This is a genomic window from Terrabacter sp. 2RAF25 (assembly GCF_052115265.1).
In the GTDB taxonomy this organism is placed as follows: Bacteria; Actinomycetota; Actinomycetes; order Actinomycetales; family Dermatophilaceae; genus Terrabacter.
In genome coordinates, this window is sequence record NZ_JBFRGJ010000008.1 from 246,106 (window position 1) to 263,744 (window position 17,639).

The 17,639-nt window shown below is 70.7% G+C and carries 16 protein-coding genes; 10 read left to right on the forward strand and 6 right to left on the reverse strand.

Translation table 11 applies throughout. The features are described from left to right. The first annotated feature begins 51 nt into the window (after nt 1-51). Complete coding sequence (locus AB4091_RS18910) at nt 52-912, forward strand: SDR family oxidoreductase (protein WP_442293855.1); 861 nt, start codon at nt 52-54, stop codon at nt 910-912. A gap of 20 nt (nt 913-932) precedes the next feature. Here AB4091_RS18910 and AB4091_RS18915 read toward each other — a convergent pair whose 3' ends face one another. Next, nucleotides 933-1,340, reverse strand: coding sequence for a transferase (locus AB4091_RS18915; RefSeq protein WP_442293857.1), 408 nt, complete (start codon nt 1,338-1,340; stop codon nt 933-935). A 218-nt stretch (nt 1,341-1,558) separates the two neighbouring features. Between AB4091_RS18915 and AB4091_RS18920 the strand changes: the two genes are divergently transcribed. Beyond that, nucleotides 1,559-2,569 (forward strand): aldo/keto reductase family protein, encoded by a 1,011-nt coding sequence (locus AB4091_RS18920; RefSeq protein WP_442293859.1) that lies wholly within the window; start codon nt 1,559-1,561, stop codon nt 2,567-2,569. 86 nt (nt 2,570-2,655) lie between these two features. On the opposite strand, the gene AB4091_RS18925 is transcribed toward AB4091_RS18920, so the two are convergent. Beyond that, nucleotides 2,656-4,599, reverse strand: coding sequence for a hypothetical protein (locus AB4091_RS18925; protein ID WP_442293861.1), 1,944 nt, complete (start codon nt 4,597-4,599; stop codon nt 2,656-2,658). Nucleotides 4,600-4,833: 234 nt separating this feature from the next. On the opposite strand from AB4091_RS18925, the gene AB4091_RS18930 reads away from it, so the two are divergent. The 3 genes from AB4091_RS18930 to AB4091_RS18940 all read left to right on the forward strand — a co-directional run bounded on the left by AB4091_RS18930 (nt 4,834) and on the right by AB4091_RS18940 (nt 8,505). Then, on the forward strand, nt 4,834-6,498 hold the full coding sequence (locus AB4091_RS18930; RefSeq protein ID WP_442293863.1) for an NERD domain-containing protein: 1,665 nt from the start codon (nt 4,834-4,836) through the stop codon (nt 6,496-6,498). A gap of 97 nt (nt 6,499-6,595) precedes the next feature. Beyond that, nucleotides 6,596-7,024 (forward strand): hypothetical protein, encoded by a 429-nt coding sequence (locus AB4091_RS18935; RefSeq protein WP_442293865.1) that lies wholly within the window; start codon nt 6,596-6,598, stop codon nt 7,022-7,024. A 98-nt stretch (nt 7,025-7,122) separates the two neighbouring features. Continuing rightward, nucleotides 7,123-8,505, forward strand: a complete 1,383-nt coding sequence (locus AB4091_RS18940; RefSeq protein WP_442293867.1) for a pyridoxal phosphate-dependent decarboxylase family protein — start codon at nt 7,123-7,125, stop codon at nt 8,503-8,505. A 24-nt stretch (nt 8,506-8,529) separates the two neighbouring features. On the opposite strand, the gene AB4091_RS18945 is transcribed toward AB4091_RS18940, so the two are convergent. After that, nucleotides 8,530-9,945 (reverse strand): wax ester/triacylglycerol synthase domain-containing protein, encoded by a 1,416-nt coding sequence (locus AB4091_RS18945; RefSeq protein ID WP_442293869.1) that lies wholly within the window; start codon nt 9,943-9,945, stop codon nt 8,530-8,532. 185 nt (nt 9,946-10,130) lie between these two features. Between AB4091_RS18945 and AB4091_RS18950 the strand changes: the two genes are divergently transcribed. Beyond that, the gene (locus AB4091_RS18950; protein WP_442293871.1) at nt 10,131-11,048 is read left to right on the forward strand and encodes a universal stress protein; all 918 of its coding nucleotides are present in this window, start codon (nt 10,131-10,133) and stop codon (nt 11,046-11,048) included. A 74-nt stretch (nt 11,049-11,122) separates the two neighbouring features. On the opposite strand, the gene AB4091_RS18955 is transcribed toward AB4091_RS18950, so the two are convergent. Further along, a complete protein-coding gene (locus tag AB4091_RS18955; protein WP_442293873.1) occupies nt 11,123-11,677 on the reverse strand; it encodes a universal stress protein in 555 nt (184 codons plus the stop codon). Beyond that, nucleotides 11,674-13,077, reverse strand: coding sequence for an MFS transporter (locus tag AB4091_RS18960; protein WP_442294100.1), 1,404 nt, complete (start codon nt 13,075-13,077; stop codon nt 11,674-11,676). Before AB4091_RS18960 ends, AB4091_RS18955 begins: the two co-directional genes overlap by 4 nt. Nucleotides 13,078-13,408: 331 nt before the next feature. Between AB4091_RS18960 and AB4091_RS18965 the strand changes: the two genes are divergently transcribed. The 3 genes from AB4091_RS18965 to AB4091_RS18975 all read left to right on the forward strand — a co-directional run bounded on the left by AB4091_RS18965 (nt 13,409) and on the right by AB4091_RS18975 (nt 16,618). Continuing rightward, the gene (locus AB4091_RS18965) at nt 13,409-13,837 is read left to right on the forward strand and encodes a ChaB family protein (protein WP_442293875.1); all 429 of its coding nucleotides are present in this window, start codon (nt 13,409-13,411) and stop codon (nt 13,835-13,837) included. Nucleotides 13,838-14,003: 166 nt separating this feature from the next. Continuing rightward, nucleotides 14,004-15,506, forward strand: coding sequence for a S8 family serine peptidase (locus AB4091_RS18970; RefSeq protein WP_442293877.1), 1,503 nt, complete (start codon nt 14,004-14,006; stop codon nt 15,504-15,506). A 188-nt stretch (nt 15,507-15,694) separates the two neighbouring features. Beyond that, complete coding sequence (locus AB4091_RS18975; protein WP_442293879.1) at nt 15,695-16,618, forward strand: universal stress protein; 924 nt, start codon at nt 15,695-15,697, stop codon at nt 16,616-16,618. Between the two features lie 99 nt (nt 16,619-16,717). On the opposite strand, the gene AB4091_RS18980 is transcribed toward AB4091_RS18975, so the two are convergent. Next, nucleotides 16,718-17,152 carry an SRPBCC family protein gene (locus AB4091_RS18980; RefSeq protein ID WP_442293881.1) on the reverse strand — a complete coding sequence of 145 codons (435 nt, stop codon included), beginning with the start codon at nt 17,150-17,152 and terminating at the stop codon, nt 16,718-16,720. A 99-nt stretch (nt 17,153-17,251) separates the two neighbouring features. Between AB4091_RS18980 and AB4091_RS18985 the strand changes: the two genes are divergently transcribed. Beyond that, entirely contained in the window at nt 17,252-17,632 is a 381-nt protein-coding gene (locus tag AB4091_RS18985) for a VOC family protein (protein WP_442293883.1), read from the forward strand. Nucleotides 17,633-17,639: the final 7 nt, after the last annotated feature.

Below are 17,639 nucleotides of genomic sequence, written 5' to 3' on the forward strand. Positions count from 1 at the left end.
ACACCCCGCGCCACGCGCCCACGTCACGGCAGTCCCGGAAGGAACGTGGCCATGATCGCGATCATCGGCGGCACCGGCCGCCTCGGTCGGCTCGTTGCGGCCCGTCTGGTCGACGGGGGGCACGATGTTCGGGTCGTGGCACGTTCCCCGGGCGACCCGCCCGTTCCCGGCGCGCAGTTCGTCGCCGCCGATCTGCGTGTCCCGTCGACGTTGGCGGCGGCTCTCGATGGCGTCGAGACCGTCATCGCGGCTGCGCACGGCATGGACCCGGCCAAGGCTGAGTCCCCGGCATCGGTGGACCGCGACGGCAACATCGCGCTCATCGATGCGGCGCGCGCGGCCGGTGGGGTCGACGTCGTGCTGGTCTCCGTCGTCGACGCGTCACCCGAGCACCCGCTGGAACTGCACCGGATGAAGTGGCAGGCAGAGGAGCATCTGCGAGCCAGCGGTGTCGACTGGACCATCGTGCGGGCCAGTGCCTTCGCCGAGATGTGGATCGAGATGCTCGCGGACTCGGCGCGAGACGGCAAGGGACCGCAGGTCTTCGGGCAGGGCGACAACCCGCTCAACCTCGTCAGCGTCGGCGACGTCGCCTACGCCGTGGCGCGTGCCGCCACGGACCGCAGCCTGCGCGGGCGCGTGGTGGACGTCGGTGGCCCCGAGGACCTGACGTTCAACGAGCTCGCCGACCTCGTGCGACCACGGTCGGCTCCACGTCACGTCCCGCGACTCGCTCTGCGCGTCCTGGGTCAGGCCGCTCGGCCGTTCAGGCCGGCGCTGGCGCGCATGGCACGGATGGGCCTGGCCATGGACCGCGCCGACCTGCGCTTCGACCCCGCAGCCAGCCGCGCGGCATACCCCTGGCTCCCGTGCACCTCGGTGCGCGACCTCATCGGCAGCGCACCGGGCTAGCGACCAGAGGGGAAGCCGCGTCAGGCCGCGCGGCGGCTCCGTGAACCGGGCCGGACGACAGAGCCCTCGGGCACGACGTCATCGCCGTCGACGCGCGCAGCGTCCCAGATGTGGGCGTGCGCGCCGATCTTGACGCGAGCTCCGATCCGGGCCTCCCGTCCGACGACGGCGCCGGTACCGACGTGGACGGTCGAGCCGATGACGGCGTGTGGGTGGACCACAGCCTCACGATCGACCCACGCGCCCTTGCCGATGCGGGCTCCAGCTCCGACGACCGCGTCACGGTCGACGTACGCAGATGGCCCGATGTAGGCGGTCGGGTCGACGTGGGCGTGCGACTCCACGAATCCGCCGCCGTTCTCGTGACGGACGTAGCGCAGCATCGTGCCGTTGTCCTCTTCGAACTCCTCGTACTTCCTCTGCCGCATCGGGTGCACCCCCTTCAGGTCCAGGCGTGGACACTCTGCCCACGCGTCACTCATGCGGACCAACGTTCAAGCGAACATGAAGATTCCGCCGAGGCCAGCAGCGTGACTGCTGGTTTCACCCCAACGTCTGTACCCGCCCCGGCAGTTCCATCGACACCCGTCTCACCACCCGATGTGGCCGTTCCGCCCGAATCGACCCGGCGGCATACGGTGGGGGGATGAACTTCCGATACCTGGGCAACAGCGGACTCAAGATCTCCGAGATCACCTACGGCAACTGGCTGACCCACGGCTCACAGGTCGAGAACGACGTCGCGACGCAGTGCGTGCGTGCGGCGCTCGAGGCGGGCATCAGCACGTTCGACACCGCTGACGTCTATGCCAACACCAAGGCCGAGACCGTGCTCGGTGACGCTCTCAAGGGCGAGCGGCGCGAGAGCCTCGAGATCTTCACGAAGGTCTACTGGCCCACCGGCCCCGGTGGCAAGAACGACACCGGGCTGTCGCGCAAGCACATCATGGAGTCGGTCAACGGCTCGCTGAAGCGACTGCAGACCGACTACGTCGACCTCTACCAGGCCCACCGCTACGACACCGAGACGCCGCTCGAGGAGACGATGCAGGCGTTCGCCGACGTCGTCCGCCAGGGCAAGGCGCTCTACATCGGCGTCAGCGAGTGGACCGCCGACCAGATCCGTGAGGGCGTCGCTCTCGCAAAGGAGCTGGGCTTCCAGCTCATCTCCAGCCAGCCGCAGTACTCCATGCTCTGGCGGGTCATCGAGGGCGAGGTCGTGCCGGCGTGCGAGGAGCTGGGCGTCAGCCAGATCGTGTGGAGCCCCATCGCGCAGGGCGTGCTCACGGGCAAGTACCAGCCGGGGCAGCAGCCTCCCGAGGGCTCGCGCGCCGCTGACGAGAAGGGCGGCGCCGACATGATCAAGCGGTTCATGAACGACGACGTGCTCACTCGCGTCCAGGGTCTCCAGCCGATCGCAGACGAGGCCGGTCTCACGATGGCGCAGCTCGCCGTGGCGTGGGTGCTCCAGAACCCCAACGTGGCAGCCGCGCTCGTCGGGGCGTCCCGTCCGGAGCAGGTGGCCGAGAACGTCAAGGCGGCCGGCGTGAAGCTCGAGCCCGAGCTGATGGCCAAGATCGACGACGTGCTCGGCGACGTCGTCGAGAAGGACCCGGGCAAGACGGCCGAGACGGCACCGCAGCAGCGCGTCGCCTGACAGACGCCGTCACCGAGCACGTATGCCGCCCAGCCGGATTCGCGAGGCTGGGCGGCATACGTGTGCGTGGCTCTGTCAGGCGAGTGTCACGGCGTGATCTTCGTGATGCGCGTGGACCAGTTGCCCAGCGAGGTCCGCGTGCCGCCGCAGCTGCCGAACGGCGTAGCGACGTACTGGGCGAGGGTGCACGTCTGGGCGATGTACTCCGAGGCCATCCAGATCGAGCGGCCGTCGGTGACGGCGGCGCCGTAGTCGCCCCAGCGGGTGCGGATCGGCGAACCCACGAACGCCTTGTAGCTGGTGAACCCGTCTGCCGGGCCGAGGCCCGCTCCGACGATGTGGATCGGGCCCACTGCTCCCGCCGACGAGATCGCGGCGTAGCCGGCGCTCGGGTAGCGGTCGGCGCCACCGACGGTGAACGCGATGGCACCCTTGCCGTTGGGCAGCATCGTGATGGCGGGGTAGGTGAGGTTGCTGTTCGCCAACCCGAGGTAGCCCTGCTTCTCGACCTTGCCGCCGACCTTGCCGGCGCCGTTGATCTTCGGTTCCACGGCGAACCAGGCGACACCGGCCTTCAGCTGGCCGTTGACGCGGACCGCGGTGTCCAGGGCGCCCCAGAGGACGCCGTTGGTGTACCAGGTCTGCTGCATCCGGCTGTCGTTCGCGTCGAGGTGGGAGATCACCTCGTCGTGGGCCGGCTCCGGCGGGTTGAAGAAGAACTGCCAGCAGCCCGGGCCGAACGGGGTCGCGAGCGTCGTGTCGTTGATGCACTGACCGAGGGGGAACGGACCGGGCTTCTGCTCGGCCTTGGGCGGCACGACGTACGTCTCGCTGTTGATCACCCGGTTGGTGACCCGCAGGTCCGGCGTCGCCGCCCCGAGCGAGGCGGTGTTGGTCAGTGCCCAGAGTCCGATGCGTCGGGCCGTACCCGTCGGGTTGCCGGTCTCCGAGCCGTCACCGGCGACCGAGCTGAGCATGAACTCCGTGCCGTTCGCGTCGGTGGCGTACTGGTTGGCCGGCGACGTGGCAGGCCACACCGTGAATCCGGGTGTGCCGGCGAGGTGCAGGTTCGGGACCAGCGTCACGCGCACCGAGGTCGGGTGCGCGGCCAGTTGTGCCTTCGAGAACGCGAAGACCTGCGCGGCGTTGAAGTTCGGGCCGAAGAGGTCGTACTCGTTCGTCGTGATGTAGATGCCGTTGGCGTCGCCGCCGATGTGCGGGTAGTCCTGGAAGCACGGGCCGGGCGTGGTGCCGTCGGTCGTGCAGCCGTGGTTCGGTGTGCCCTCGGTCCCGTCGTTCTGGGCCGGGACGGAGTAGACGGTCCAGGAGCCCGTGGGGTCACCGGTGTTGGAGACGGCGACGTCGATGGTGTTGCGGCCAGTGAAGTCACCCGTGGCAGGCACGACGTGAAGGGTCGTGATGGCCACGACGAAGCGCCCGAAGTCCGGGTCGAAGTGGCAGACGGGGTCGATGACGTCGGGGCCCTGATTGCCGGTGGCCCGGTTGAACGCTGCGGGATAGCCGAAGAACGTGTTGAGGTCCTGCACGCCGGTCACGGGCACGGCGTTCGCGTTGTAGACCCGCAGCACGCTGTTGACCGACTCGACCGTGAAGCCGTTGCCGACGCAGAGGGCCTGGTCGGGCGGCTCCGTCGAGAACTGGTTGCCGCCGTTCGCGAGCCGCTGGTCGCGGTGGTTCAGGCCCTGGATGCTCGCGCGGACCGCCGGGTTGGTGGCCGCGACCGCACTGGAGGCCACGACTGGGGCCTCGAGCGGGTGCTTGGGGAAGATGCCGTGCTTGAAGTTCGGGTCGGGCCGGGTCGACGGGGCGGCGGGCCCCTCGTCGTCCGGTCCGGCCCGGAGCTCGGGCTGCTGGAGCCCGTCGGCGCCGGCGGCGAGGCTGCGAATACTGGTCGTGCCAGAGGACGTGATCTGGCGGGTGTCAGAAGGGGCGGCGTTCGCGGCTCCTGGCAGACTCAGCAGAGCCGCAGCGATGGCTGCGGCTCCGCTGGTGGCGATGATCTTTCGCATGAGCACCTCCGTTGGGGAATCTGCGCTGAATCGTCGCGAGGCCTCTTCCTTGGTCGTACATGCAGAACCAAGCCCACACGACTTTCCAACGTACGCTCGCGTTGACCGGCCCGGAGGGCTTTGCGGTTTTTGCCCTCGACGGCCCCCGCTGACCCCGTACGTCCCCTACGGCTCGCCGGACGGCATACGTCCGAAGTGCCGCACCGTGTCGGCGCGGGTGGCTAGCCTGCGGCCATGGCACAGGGGGAGGGGGCGCGCTTCGCGCACGAGTCCGAGCGTCTCGTCTGGGAGCGGCTGAGCGGCACGGTGGCGGACGGCACGGTGCTGCTGCCCAACCTGCGACTGACGTCGCAGCGCAAGGACCACGAGCTCGACGTCGTCGTGCTGATGCCGGGGGTCGGCGTCGTGGTCGTCGAGGTCAAGGGCGGCAGCGTCTCCGTCGACGCGCAGGGCCACTGGTGGTCGGGCGGCGGCACCCGCAAGAGCCGGGTGCGCCCCGTGGAACAGTGCCGCGACGGCAAGTACGCCCTTCGCGAGTTCGTCGAGGCCGACCCACGGTGGAAGAACCACCGCGGCCGGGTGCGGTTCGGCCACGCGGTCGTCGTGCCGTTCACCGACGTCGCCTCCGACTTCGCCACCCCTGACTGCCCACGGTGGATGATCAGCGGGAGCGGCGACCTCGACGACCTCGCCGGACGCATCCACTCCGTCGCCGCCCACCAGGAGAACGACCAGCGCGTCCCGACCCGCGACGACGTCGACCTGATCGTCGAGATCCTCACGGGCAGAAGCTTTCCCGCGCCCGACATCGCGGCGGATGCCGACGACCGCGAGGCCGCGGCCGACCGGCTGACGCTCGAGCAGGCGGCCCTGCTCCAGGTGACGCGGCTGATTCGGCGGATGGAGATCCGCGGCGGCGCCGGCAGCGGCAAGACGATCCTCGCTCTCACCCAGGCCAAGGACCTCACCCGCGGGCAAGGCGACCGCAAGGCCCAGCGGGTGGCGCTCGTCTGCTACTCGATCGGGCTGTCGCAGTACTTCAAGCGGCAGCTCGCCGGGGTGCCACGCAACCACCGGCCCGCGTTCGTCGGTTCCTTCGAGGACCTCGCCAACCTCTGGGGCATCGTCACGGCCTCGCACGACCGCAATGACGCAGCCTTCTGGGAGCGTGACCTCGCGGCCCGGATGGCCGAGGTGGCTTCGGCGCTGCCCGACGGCAAGCGGTTCGACGCCGTCATCGTCGACGAGGCCCAGGACTTCGCCGACCACTGGTGGCACCCGCTGATGAAGGCCCTGCGCGACGAGGACGAAGGCGGCCTGTACGTCTACAGCGACGAGAACCAGCGCATCTTCGCGCGCTACGGGCGGCCGCCGGTGCCGCTCGTCCCCCTCGTGCTCGACCACAACCTCCGCAACACCCAGCAGATCGCCAAGGCCTTCGGCCCCCTCGCGCCGACCCGGATGCAGCTGCGCGGCGGAGACGGTGCCGAGGTGACCTTCGTGCCGGCCGCCATCGACGAGGTCATCGCCGCGGCGGACGACCAGGTCGACGTCCTGCTGACCGCTGGGTGGCGTCCCGACCACGTTGCCCTGCTGACCATGGGATCGCGCCACCCCGCGCAGGTGGAGCGTCAGGAGGCCGACGGCCACCTCGGCTACTGGCGCTCCTTCTGGGAGGACGACGACGTCTTCTACGGACACGTCCTGGGCTGCAAGGGCCTGGAACGGCGGGCCGTCGTGCTGTGCGTCAACGCGAAGTCGACCGACCGTGCCCGCGAGATGCTCTACGTCGGGATGTCCCGAGCCACCGACCAGCTCGTCGTCGTCGGCGACCCCGACTTCGTCCGCGAGATCGGTGGCGACCAGGTCGCGCAGCGTCTCGGACTCGAACCTCGCTGACAAGCCGTCGCCGGGGACGACGCCGGGGACGACGCTGGGGACAACGCTTGGGGACAACTCTGACGGGGCAGGTCCTGGCGCCGTCACGATGGCACGCATGACCTTCCAGGACCTGCCCCCACGAGCCAGCGAGATCCCTCTCACCGACCCCCGCGTCGCCGGCGACGTCATCGACCTCATCATCGGCGAGACCGATCGGGCCAACGGCTGCGTCGGCCTCATGATCTGCGACGAGCAGCACCGAGGCGTGCAGCCCATCCTGCTGCACGACGTCCCCGCAGACCGCGAGGCCGACGGGCTGGGCAAGCTGCTCGAGCTCGTCCTGCCGCTCGTCGCCCGACGCAACGGCTCGCTCCTCATCGGTCGAGGCCGTCCGCGAGGCACCGTCGCCGACGACGTCGACCGCGTGTGGCACCAGATCACCATCGAGCGTTGCTCCGCCCATGGGGTGCGGCTGCTCGGCTTCCACGTCGCCACGGGCGACGGTGTCTTCCGACTGCCGGAGCCGCTCACCGCCGCCTCCTGACGGCGACGGTGAGGGCTGCCCGATGGGCCGACAACCGCAGTCCCGGGTCGACGACCCACTCTTGCGTGCCTGCCCTCCGGGCGAGGAACGTGCGCTCCATGGACTCCGACCTCGAGCAGCTCTTCACCCGCGCCGCCGCCGAGGGGGCCAGGCACCGTGGGTCCGTGACCGACCGGCCCGTGCACCCCTACCCGGACCCTGGAGCCCTCGCCGAGGCCTTCGGGAGACCACTGGACGCCGGCGCGACCGCGCCCGCGCAGGTGGTGGACGAGCTGGTGGCCGCGGCCACCCCGGGTCTGGTGGGCACCGTCGGCCCGCGCTACTTCGGCTTCGTCATCGGGGGCTCGTCGCCTGCCGCCACGACCGCAGACCTGCTCGCCACCGGCTGGGACCAGTGTGCCTACAGCGAGGTGCTCTCCCCGTCCGCGGCGGCGGCGGAACGTGCCGCCGCGACCTGGGTCAGACAGCTGTTGGGACTGCCCACGACAGCGTCCGTCGGCTTCGTCACCGGCGCACAGGCGGCGAACACGGTCGGGCTCGCCGTGGGTCGGCAGCGGGTCCTGGCCGACGTGGGCTGGGACGTCGCACGCGACGGCCTGTTCGGCGCGCCGCACGTCGCGATCGTCGCGGGCGACGAGCGGCATGCCACGATCGACCGCGCCGCGCGCCTGCTCGGGTTCGGCACCGCGAGCATCGTGCCCGTGGCATCCGGCGCTCAGGGAGCCATCGACCTCGACCAGCTGGCTGTGACGCTCGACGCGGTTGCGGGCCGCCCCGTCGTCGTCTGCCTGCAGGCGGGCAACGTCAACACGGGCGCGTGCGACGACCTCCGCGCCGCCATCCCGCTCGCACGCGAGCACGGGGCCTGGGTGCATGTCGACGGCGCCTTCGGACTGTGGGCGGCCGCGAGCCCCCGCACTGCTCACCTGGTCGACGGGCTCGACCTCGCGGACTCATGGGGCGTCGACGCTCACAAGTGGCTGAACGTCCCGTACGACTGCGGTCTCGCCATCTGCGCCGACGCCGCCCTGCACGCGTCCACGATGTCGTATGCCGCCTCGTACCTCACCGGGTCAGGGGCGTCCTCGGACTGCATCCTCGGAGACCTCACCCCCGAGTCCTCCAGACGGGCAAGGGGATTCGCTGTCTGGGCTGCGCTGCGCGAGCTGGGCACCGACGGCGTGGCAGATCTCGTCGACCGCTCGTGCGCGCTGGCACGACGCATGGCAGAACGGCTGAGCGCAGGTGGTGCGACGATCCACAACGACGTCGTGCTCAACCAGGTGCTCGTCAGCGTCGGGGACCCGGCGTGCACCGACGCCGTCATCGAGCGCGTCCAGCGCGACGGCACCTGCTGGGTCGGCGGCACCACTTGGCACGGGCTGCGGCTCATCCGCATCTCGATCTCGAACGCGACGACGACAGAGGCCGACATCGACGTGTCCGCCGACGCCATCCTGCGAGCCGCGGTCGCGCCGTGATCCTGAGCGGAGGCAGCGGCAGCGTCAGCACAGGAGCACGTCCAGCTCTTCCCTCAGGTGCGCCACGAGGGGGCCGCTGTCCGCGACGACCTCGGGGTCGGTGACGACGCTGATCGCCAGGGTTCCTGCATACGAGAGCGCGACGAAGCTCACGGCGACGTTCCCGGGCGTCACCGCGATCGGCACCAGCCGTGTGACCGCGCAGCCACAGAACCTCAAGGCTGCGTCCGGGCCGTGGACGTTCGTGACGAACGAGTTGACGAGCCGCTGGTGGTCGACGAACCACTGCAGCAGTCCGACGCGTGCAAGCCCGCGGAAGGCGACGCCCAGTGGTCCCGCCGAGGCTGCCCTCGGCCGACCGTGCTGCTGCCTGGTGAGCTGCACGACGCTCCGGAGCCTGGTGAGTGCATCGCTGTCCAACGGGATCCGGAACGGCACGACCCCGGTCGCGTTGCCGAGACTGCCCGCCGTGGTCGCGGCGCGTGACGAGTAGGGCACCGATAGGACCACCGAGTCGGGGCGCTGCCCGTCGTCCGCGAGAGCCCCGCCGATCGCCCCCGACACCGCCGTGAGCAGGAGGTCGTTGAGGGTCGCTTGATGCCGGTGAGCCGCCGCGATGACGGCGGTGAGCGGGGTGTCGAGGACGCATACCTGGCGGCGGTCACCGGTCGGCCGGTTGAGCGACGTCGCCGGGCAGAGCCGGGGGCGCGCCGCGCGTACGCCCAGGTCGCGCAGGCCCGACCGGACCAGGCGCAGCCGCGGGCCGACCGACACGGCGGCCTGGAGTCGCCCGTGCCACGCGTCGGCGGCCAGGGCCTGCCGGCTGGGGGCGGTCCGGCTCCGCCCGGGGCCCGAGGGGACCGCACGTGTTGTGAGGTCGGTGGCGTCGCCGGTGGCGGCGGCGCTGGTGGGGCCGGCATCGGTGAGGGCTGCCAGCACTGCGAGCCCACCGATCCCGTCCGTCAGCACGTGGTGCGAGATGAACACCAGCGCGCCGCGGTCCTCCGGCAGCCCGACGATCCAGTGCGCCGCCCAGAGCGGACGATCACGGGGGAGGGGTCGGCACACGAGCTCGGCGACGCGGCGCCAGAGGTCCGCCTCCCGGCCCACCCGCTCGAACAAGACGTGGCGACCCAGCCCGAGGTCTTCGTCGTCGAGCCAGTAGGGCCGACCACACCCGAGAGGCGCAGTGCAGAGGCGCTGTCGCAGACGCGGGACCCGCGCCACGCCACGTGCGAGAACCGCCGTGACCGCCGACCGATCCAGCGTGGAACCACCGTCGACGACGAGCACCGCCGCGATGTTCATCGGAGCCGGACCGCGGTCGCTCAGCAACGTCGTCAGGTCGTTCGGCGTGACGCGCAGGATCTCGTCGTCCCAGCCGGGGCTGCCGGTCCCACGGGCTTCGGCCGGCGTGCGTGCAGGCGCCCCGGTGCGCATGTCTCCACGCTAGGCCGGTCCGGCCCCCGCTGCGGTGGCTCCCGGAAAGGGGCGCTGTCTCGTGCGTCACGTGTCTCTCCGCCGGTGTGTCTCTGTGGTCACAGGTCGCCGTCGCGGCCGCCGCCAGGCGAGACGATGGAGGTGGCCGGAGCACACGGCCCCGACCAGCATGGAGGGGGAGAGCGATGGGCGCCGAAGCCAGCCCGACGAACACCACCACGAGCCACGGCATCGTCGTCGGCTACGACGCATCGCCCGGGGCACGCCTCGCTTTGGACTGGGCGGTCGAGACCGCGAGGCGTGACGACCGTCCGCTCACGCTGTTGCACTGTGTGGGCCTGACCATGACCCCGACGTTCCGCGCCTACGACCCCGGAGTCCATGCCCACACCTATGAGGAGCTGTCGCGCGGCGTCCTCTCCGATGCGATCGAGGTTGCCTCGAAACAGCTGAGCCGCAAGGACGTCCGCCCGTTGAGCGCCGTCGGCAACGCCTCGGCGGAGCTCGTGGGGGTGTCGGCGCAGGCAGACCTGCTCGTGACGGGGTCTCGCGGTCACGGCACGATCTCGTCAGGGCTGCTCGGGTCCACGTCGTATGCCGTCACCGCCCACGCGCACTGCCCCGCAGTCGTCGTACGTGGTGCCGCGGTCGTCCACGCCGGCCCATCGCACCCCGTCGTCGTCGCCTTCGACGACTCGAAGCCGGCCCAGACGGCTCTCCAGACGGCCATCCAGGTCGCGGCAGCGGCCGAGGCCTCCCTGCACATCGTGTCGGTCGACAACGTCGGGGGCCTGGAGGCGTGGCCCGAGACCGACACGATGCTCGGTCGGGAGGAGGTCGTCGAGACGATGCACCGGCAGTTCGAGAAGACCGTGCTCGACGTCGCCGAGGAGGCGCGGCGAGCCCATCCCGGGCTCGACGTCCGCACCAACATCGTCGCCGGCGCCGCCGGCCAGGCGATCGCCGGCTACGCGAGCGACGTCTCGGCGGGCCTCATCGTCATGGGCTCGCGAGGCCACGGAGGGTTCACCGGGATGCTGCTCGGCTCGGTCAGCCACCGCGTCATCCACGACGCGCCGTGCCCCGTCATGGTGGTGCGCTGACACGACGGCGGTCCGCGGACGATCGAGTCCCTGATCCGGGGCTCGATCGTCCGCGGTCCCTGGCCTGGTGGTCCTCAGCGGGCCGGTGGCCGCTGGAAACCCGGGCGTCCGGCGGTGCCGGCCGCACGCTCGACCGATCGGCCGAACCTTCCGACCGCCTGAGCGAGCGGGCCCGTGCCCCGGTCACCGAGAGCAGGCGGCACCACGACGACGGGGCACCGTGACGCCCGGGCGATCCGGCTCCCGAGCCAGCGCGCGCCCACCTCGGTCGAGCGCCCGGCGTCGATGACGACGAGGTCGGCCGTTCGGCTCTCCTCGAGCATCACGGCGCGCCGTTTACCGCCGACGACGCGGGTCTCGACCACGTGGTCGTGGCCGAGCACCTTCGCGACGTCCGCAGCGAGACGCTCCTCCTCGACGGCACGCGCGCTGTCGTCCGAGACGACCGATGGCACCCGGCCGCCGGTCGCGGTCTCGGGAGCGTGCGGTCGCCAGGCGCGCACCGCCACGACCCGCCCGCCGCGGACTGCGGCCTCCTCGGCGGCCCAACGCAGTGCACCCGGCGACCCGCTCGTCGGGCTCACCCCCACGACGATCGTGTAGGGGCGACCCAGCGCGGCGATGTTCATGCCGCCGCTCCCGACTCCTCCGAGACCTTGCTCAACGGGTCGGCGATGTCCTCGAGGGACTTGCGCTCGGCGTCGATGCCGATGGCGAGGGCCACAGCACCACCGATGATCATGATGACGGCGCCCGCGACGTAGCCCCAGGTCAGCGGCATACGGTCCTTGCCCTCACCGATGAGCGTGCCGTAGAGCACGGGCGCGATCGCGCCGGCGCACTGGGCGATGACGAAGAAGTACGAGATGGCCTGCCCGCGCACCTCGAGCGGGAAGATCTCGCTCACCGTGAGGTAGGCCGCCGACGCACCTGCCGAGGCGAAGAAGAACGACACGCACCAGAAGATCGTGTGGGTCGTCGCCGTCAGGGCCTGGGCCTGGAACAGCCAGGCCGACACCAGCAGGACGATGCCCGCGACGGTGTAGGTGAAGAAGATCATCTTGCGTCGGCCGATGGTGTCGAAGAGATGGCCGAGCAGCAGCGGGCCGAGCAGGTTGCCGGCCGCGAACGGCAGGAAGTAGAGCGAGGTCCCGGCCTTGTCGATGTGGTAGAAGTTCGTCAGCACCAGCGCGTACGTGAAGAAGATCGCGTTGTAGAGGAACGACTGGGTGATCATCATCGTGAGCCCCAGGACCGTGCGCTTGCCGTAGCGGCGGACGAACACGTCCCACAGCACCTTCGGACCCATCGCGTCCTCCGGCTTGACGAGGATCGCCTTGCTCTCGTCGACCTCGGGGAGCTCGCCGCCTTCGCGGCGCACCCGTTCCTCGATCTCCTCGACGGTGCGTTCGGCTTCCTCGGCGCGTCCGTGGGTGAGCAGCCAGCGTGGGCTCTCCGGGATGTGCCGGCGCAGGTAGATGATCGACAGGCCCAGGATCGGGCCGATGAAGAACGCAAGGCGCCAGCCGAGGTTCTCGGCGACGTTGTCGGGGTTGAGCAGGTAGAGGTTCGCGAGGGCGCCGAAGAACGCGCCGAACCAGTAGGTGCCGTTGATGGCGATGTCGACGCGGCCTCGGTAGTGCGACGGGATCAGCTCGTCGATGGCGGAGTTGATGGCGGTGTACTCGCCACCGATGCCCATGCCGGCGATGAAGCGGCACACCCAGAGGAAGCCCATGCTCGGCGCGAAGCCGGCCAGGCCCGAGCCGATGAGGTAGATCACCAGCGTGATGATGAAGAGCCGTCGGCGGCCCCACCGGTCGGTGAGCCTGCCGAAGGTCAGCGCTCCCACGACCTGACCGACGAGGTAGATCGTGCCCGTGAGGCCGACCTGCGCGGCCGACATGCCGAGCGACTTCTGGAAGCCGGACTCGGAGACGATCTGGATCTCGAGACCGTCGAGGATCCAGGAGATGCCGAGCCCGATGACGACGGACCAGTGGAACTTCGTCCATGGCAGCCGGTCCATGCGCGCCGGCACGAGGCTTCTGATTGCCCCGTCCGTGCGTTGTTGTGCGACAGCCTCGCTCATCACATCTCCTTTGATCGATCGCTGTAACCGTCGGGTGGAGTCGTGCGGCGCCACGGCCTCACCGTCTCGGTCCGTACCCTGTGCCGCGTCGCGAGCAACGCCTTCGGCACAACTCGCCACCGCCCGTACGCCGCCGCCCGTATGCCGCCCGTACGCCGCCGGGATGCCGCCCGTATGCCGCTCGTATGCCGTCGCGTCCGCCCGGGTGGGTACGTGAGAGTCGCGTGACGGGTGAGGGATCCCGTCGGTGCCACCCAGGAGGAGCGACATGCCGGCCAGGAAGCGATCGGGCAGCACGGACCTGCCCTCGACCCTCGAGCGCTCGTCGAAGAAGGCCCAGGAGACTTGGCTGGCGACCCACGACGCCGCGGTGGAGCAGTACGGCGAGGGGGAGCGGGCGCACCGCACGGCGTTCGCGTCGCTCAAGCACTCCTTCGAGAAGGTCGGCGACCACTGGGAGGAGAAGGCCGAGAAGGGGCCGAGCGACCCGCAGGCGGCCAGACGCGGCGCGGAGGCGCGGGCGCACCTCGACGACGGGGACTCCGCCGGCGGGGTCGATGCCAACGCCTCGAAGGCGCACCTCTACGAGATCGCCAGACGCCTCGACGTCGAGGGTCGTTCGCGGATGAGCAAGGACGAGCTGGTGGAGGCGATCCAGCGCGCGAACGACCGGGCCACCGCCGCTGCACGCGACTGACGGAAAGACTCGCCCGCCGCTTCCGACAGTTCTACGCTGATCTGTTGGGCCGCCACGGAGACGGCCGGTGCGGTGGGGTGACCACGCCGCCACCGCGGAGGAGTGGGCCATGTCGGTGTCACGAGCACGGAATGGATCTCGCAAGAAGGTTCGGTCGGTAGCCGGAGTGGGGGCAGCCGCGCTCGTCGCTGCCGCTGCGCTGGCGACGGGGGTGGCGGCCGCGGGGGCGACGGCCGCGGGGGCCGCAACGACCTATCTGGTCGTCTACCGGAGCGGGGCTGCGACCAACGGTGCGGCTGCGGCCGTGAGCGCTGCCGGCGGGCAGGTCGTCGCGAGCTACGCACCCATCAGTGTCGTCGTCGCGCGTTCGACCGACGTCGACTTCGCCGCACGGATGAAGACGGTCAACGGGGTCGAGGGCGCCGTTGCCACCACGCGTTTCGCCACTGCTGTCGGCGCCGGCGGAGCGGCCGGTGCCGCGACCGCGAGCACCACGCCCCGGGCAACGGCCGCCGCGGCCGGCGTCATCTCGCTGACCGACTCCCTGTCGGGCCTGCAGTGGGACATGAACCAGATCCGGGTCGGCAACGCCCACACGGTGACCACGGGAAGCCCGTCGGTCCTCGTCGGTGACATCGACACCGGACTGGACTACACGCATCCTGATCTCGCTGCGAACGTCGCCGACGGTGCCAGTGCCAACTGCACCAGCGGCGCTGCTGTGCCCGGCAAGGTCGCCGCCGCGGACGACAACGGTCACGGGACCCACACGGCCGGCACCATCGCCGCCGCAGCCAACGGCATCGGCATCGTCGGGATCGCGCCGTCGGTGCGCATCGCGGGCATCAAGGCCGGCGACGCCAACGGGTTCTTCTTCCCCGAGGCTGTCATCTGCTCGTTCATGTGGGCCGGTGACCATGGTGTCGACGTCACCAACAACAGCTACTTCGCCGACCCGTGGCTCTTCAACTGCAAGAACGACCCCGATCAGCGGGCGATCTGGAACGCCGAGCGTCGCGCCATCAAGTACGCCCAGAAGAAGGGCGTCCTCGTCGTCGCGGCCGAGGGCAACCAGGCCGACGACCTGTCCCACCCGACCCAGGACCAGACCAGCCCGGACAACACGACTCCCGTGACGCGAGACATCACCAACGCGTGCGCGGTCGTGCCGACGGAGGTCCCCGGTGTGGTCGGTGTCAGTGCCACCGGCAACCTGCAGATGAAGTCGTTCTACTCGTCCTTCGGCACGTCGTCGGTCGACGTCGCAGCACCCGGTGGCGACTCGCTCCTGCAGCTGACTGCCGCGGCCCCCAACGGCCGTGTCCTCTCGACGTGGCCGGCCGCGCTGCTCAACGTGACGTGTCTGCCGGCGCGACGGGTGGTCGACGCGAGCGGAGCGGCGTACTGCTACCAGCAGGGCACGTCGATGGCCTCGCCGCACGCGGTGGGTGTCGCCGCACTCATCGCAAGCCGCACCGGACAGAGCGGTAGCGCCCTCGCTGCGGCCCTGCAGCGTGCGACCAACCCGCTCGCCTGCCCTGCGGACGTGACGCCGTACGCCTTCTTCCCGGCCCTCGACGGCGGCGCCCTCCAGCAGTGCCAGGGCGGAGTCGGCCACAACAGCTGGTTCGGCTCAGGGGAGGTCGACGCCTTCAAGGCCGTCAGCTGACCCAACCCGTATGCCGTCGGGTCGGGTCCCGTGACCCGGCCCGGCGGCATACGCGGTCGTGGCCGTCCCCACCTGTCTGAGTGGTCACACCCACCCGCTGGGGACCTTCCCGGGGCGGGACGATTGGGGTGGCCGGAGCGGAGCGGCCCCGGCGACATCGATCGTCACGCCCAGGAAAGGGGCGCACCATGAACCGCCAGGCTCGCACCAAGTACGGCATCGTCGTCGGCTACGACGGATCGCCCGGATCCCGACTCGCGCTGGCGTGGGCCGCCGAGACGGCGCACGTGCAGGGCACGCACCTGACCCTCGTGCACAGCGTCAACGTCGCGACCGTGCCGGCGTTCCCCGCCATGGACCTCAGCCAGCTCGAGCCCACGCTCGCGCACGCGGCCAAGAGCCTCGTCGACGACGGCGCCGTGCGCGCCGGCGAGAAGCTCGACGCCGCCAAGATCGAGACGCAGTACTGGCTCGGCAGCCCCGCCGCGCAGCTCGTGGACGCCTCGAAGGACGCCGACCTCGTCGTCGTCGGCAGCCGAGGGCGCGGGCGGGTGCTCGCCGGCCTGCTCGGGTCGACCTCGTACACGGTCGCGGCCCACGCCACGTGCCCGGTGGTCGTCGTGCGCGGGCCGGTCGACCCCTCGTCCGACGACCTGCCGACGCCGCCACGGCCCGGTCGGGACCACGACGTCGTCGTGGGTGTCGACGACTCGGACAGCTCCACTCGCGCAGTGGACGCGGCCGCCGAGGTGGCCGAGCGGGAAGGCGCCGCCCTGCACGTCGTGCGCGTGGCGCAGTCGGCCTCGATGGAGGCCTGGACCTACGCAGAGGTGGCCAAGGGAGGCACCGAGGAGACCCACGCGATCCGCGACCACGCCGAGCAGTCGGTGACGCGGGCTGCCAACCGGGTGCGGGCCCGGCACCCGAAGGTGCTGGTGACGACGGAGGTGCTCTACGGCGACCCGGGCCAGTCCCTCGCCGACCTCGGCGCTACCGCCGGACTGATCGTCGTGGGCTCGCGCGGGCACGGCGGGTTCACAGGGATGCTGCTCGGGTCGGTCAGCCACCGGGTCATCCACGACGCGACCTGCCCGGTCATGGTCGTCCACTGACGCAGGTCGGCCGCGCTCCCGCCCAGACGAGTGCGGTCTCCCGACGGTCGAGTGCCCAGTTCCCTGCCCAGTTCCCTGACCAGTTCCCTGACCAGTTCCCTACGAGTCGAGGGCCTGGGCGAACCGTCCGAGGGCTTCGTCCCATCGCGACTTGTCGCCCGCACCGTCCTCGGCGATGCCCTGACCCTCGTGGTACAGGTCGACGCGCGTGCCGTCGCCGTCGGGCTTGAGCTGGAGGTCGACGATGCTGAGGGGGCCGTCCTCGTGCGGGTGCCAGGAGACGCGGATCTGCTCCATGGGGTGGTAGCTGCGCACGACGCCGTGGGGACCGTCCGCGCTGTGCCACGACTCTCCCTTGTTGCCGAGCGTGACACCGGGACCGAGCAGGGCCTCGGTGCCGCGGGAGCTGATGAGGTGGCGCCACACCTGGTCAACGGGTGCACCGACGGTCAGCGTCGAGTGCACGCCCGCGGGAGATCCCTCGAAATCTGCGTCCTCTGCGTTCTCGGGGATCGACTGCGTTGAACTGCTCATGGGCACCTCCGGGTCGCGTGGACCGGCCCCTGATGGGCCGGACCCACCACAGACAGTCGACCAAAGACTGGGCCCGAAGACAATGGCTAGCCTGCGGTCATGATCGATCACTTCGGCATCAACTGCTCCGACCTCGCGGCCAGCGCCCACTTCTACGACGAGGTCCTCGGGGTTCTCGGCTACAGCCGCCAGATGGACTTCGGGGTCGCCATCGGCTACGGCTCCGAGGACCACCCCGACTTCTGGATCAGCGCGTGGCGGGGCGCCGAGCCCAACCGTGAGATGCACTGTGCGTTCGGGGCCACGGGCGTCGACGCGGTGCGCGCGTTCCACGCCAAGGCCCTGGAGCTGGGTGCCGAGTCGCTGCACGAGCCGCGCCTGTGGCCGGAGTACCACCCCGGCTACTTCGGCGCCTTCGTGCGTGACCCCGACGGCAACAACGTCGAGGCCGTCTTCCACGGAGCGGGGCCCGACGCCTGAGCGCGCC

What these genes read in the sequence shown, in the direction of transcription:
- AB4091_RS18945 (WP_442293869.1), bottom strand. Translation starts at nt 9,945, where the DNA reads ATGCGCACCGGGGCGCCTGCACGCACGCCGGCCGAAGCCCGTGGGACC.
- AB4091_RS18985 (WP_442293883.1), top strand. Translation starts at nt 17,252, where the DNA reads ATGATCGATCACTTCGGCATCAACTGCTCCGACCTCGCGGCCAGCGCC.
- AB4091_RS18965 (WP_442293875.1), top strand. Translation starts at nt 13,409, where the DNA reads ATGCCGGCCAGGAAGCGATCGGGCAGCACGGACCTGCCCTCGACCCTC.
- AB4091_RS18950 (WP_442293871.1), top strand. Translation starts at nt 10,131, where the DNA reads ATGGGCGCCGAAGCCAGCCCGACGAACACCACCACGAGCCACGGCATC.
- AB4091_RS18935 (WP_442293865.1), top strand. Translation starts at nt 6,596, where the DNA reads ATGACCTTCCAGGACCTGCCCCCACGAGCCAGCGAGATCCCTCTCACC.
- AB4091_RS18930 (WP_442293863.1), top strand. Translation starts at nt 4,834, where the DNA reads ATGGCACAGGGGGAGGGGGCGCGCTTCGCGCACGAGTCCGAGCGTCTC.
- AB4091_RS18920 (WP_442293859.1), top strand. Translation starts at nt 1,559, where the DNA reads ATGAACTTCCGATACCTGGGCAACAGCGGACTCAAGATCTCCGAGATC.
- AB4091_RS18975 (WP_442293879.1), top strand. Translation starts at nt 15,695, where the DNA reads ATGAACCGCCAGGCTCGCACCAAGTACGGCATCGTCGTCGGCTACGAC.
- AB4091_RS18960 (WP_442294100.1), bottom strand. Translation starts at nt 13,077, where the DNA reads ATGGACCGGCTGCCATGGACGAAGTTCCACTGGTCCGTCGTCATCGGG.
- AB4091_RS18955 (WP_442293873.1), bottom strand. Translation starts at nt 11,677, where the DNA reads ATGAACATCGCCGCGCTGGGTCGCCCCTACACGATCGTCGTGGGGGTG.
- AB4091_RS18915 (WP_442293857.1), bottom strand. Translation starts at nt 1,340, where the DNA reads ATGCGGCAGAGGAAGTACGAGGAGTTCGAAGAGGACAACGGCACGATG.
- AB4091_RS18980 (WP_442293881.1), bottom strand. Translation starts at nt 17,152, where the DNA reads ATGAGCAGTTCAACGCAGTCGATCCCCGAGAACGCAGAGGACGCAGAT.
- AB4091_RS18910 (WP_442293855.1), top strand. Translation starts at nt 52, where the DNA reads ATGATCGCGATCATCGGCGGCACCGGCCGCCTCGGTCGGCTCGTTGCG.
- AB4091_RS18925 (WP_442293861.1), bottom strand. Translation starts at nt 4,599, where the DNA reads ATGCGAAAGATCATCGCCACCAGCGGAGCCGCAGCCATCGCTGCGGCT.
- AB4091_RS18940 (WP_442293867.1), top strand. Translation starts at nt 7,123, where the DNA reads ATGGACTCCGACCTCGAGCAGCTCTTCACCCGCGCCGCCGCCGAGGGG.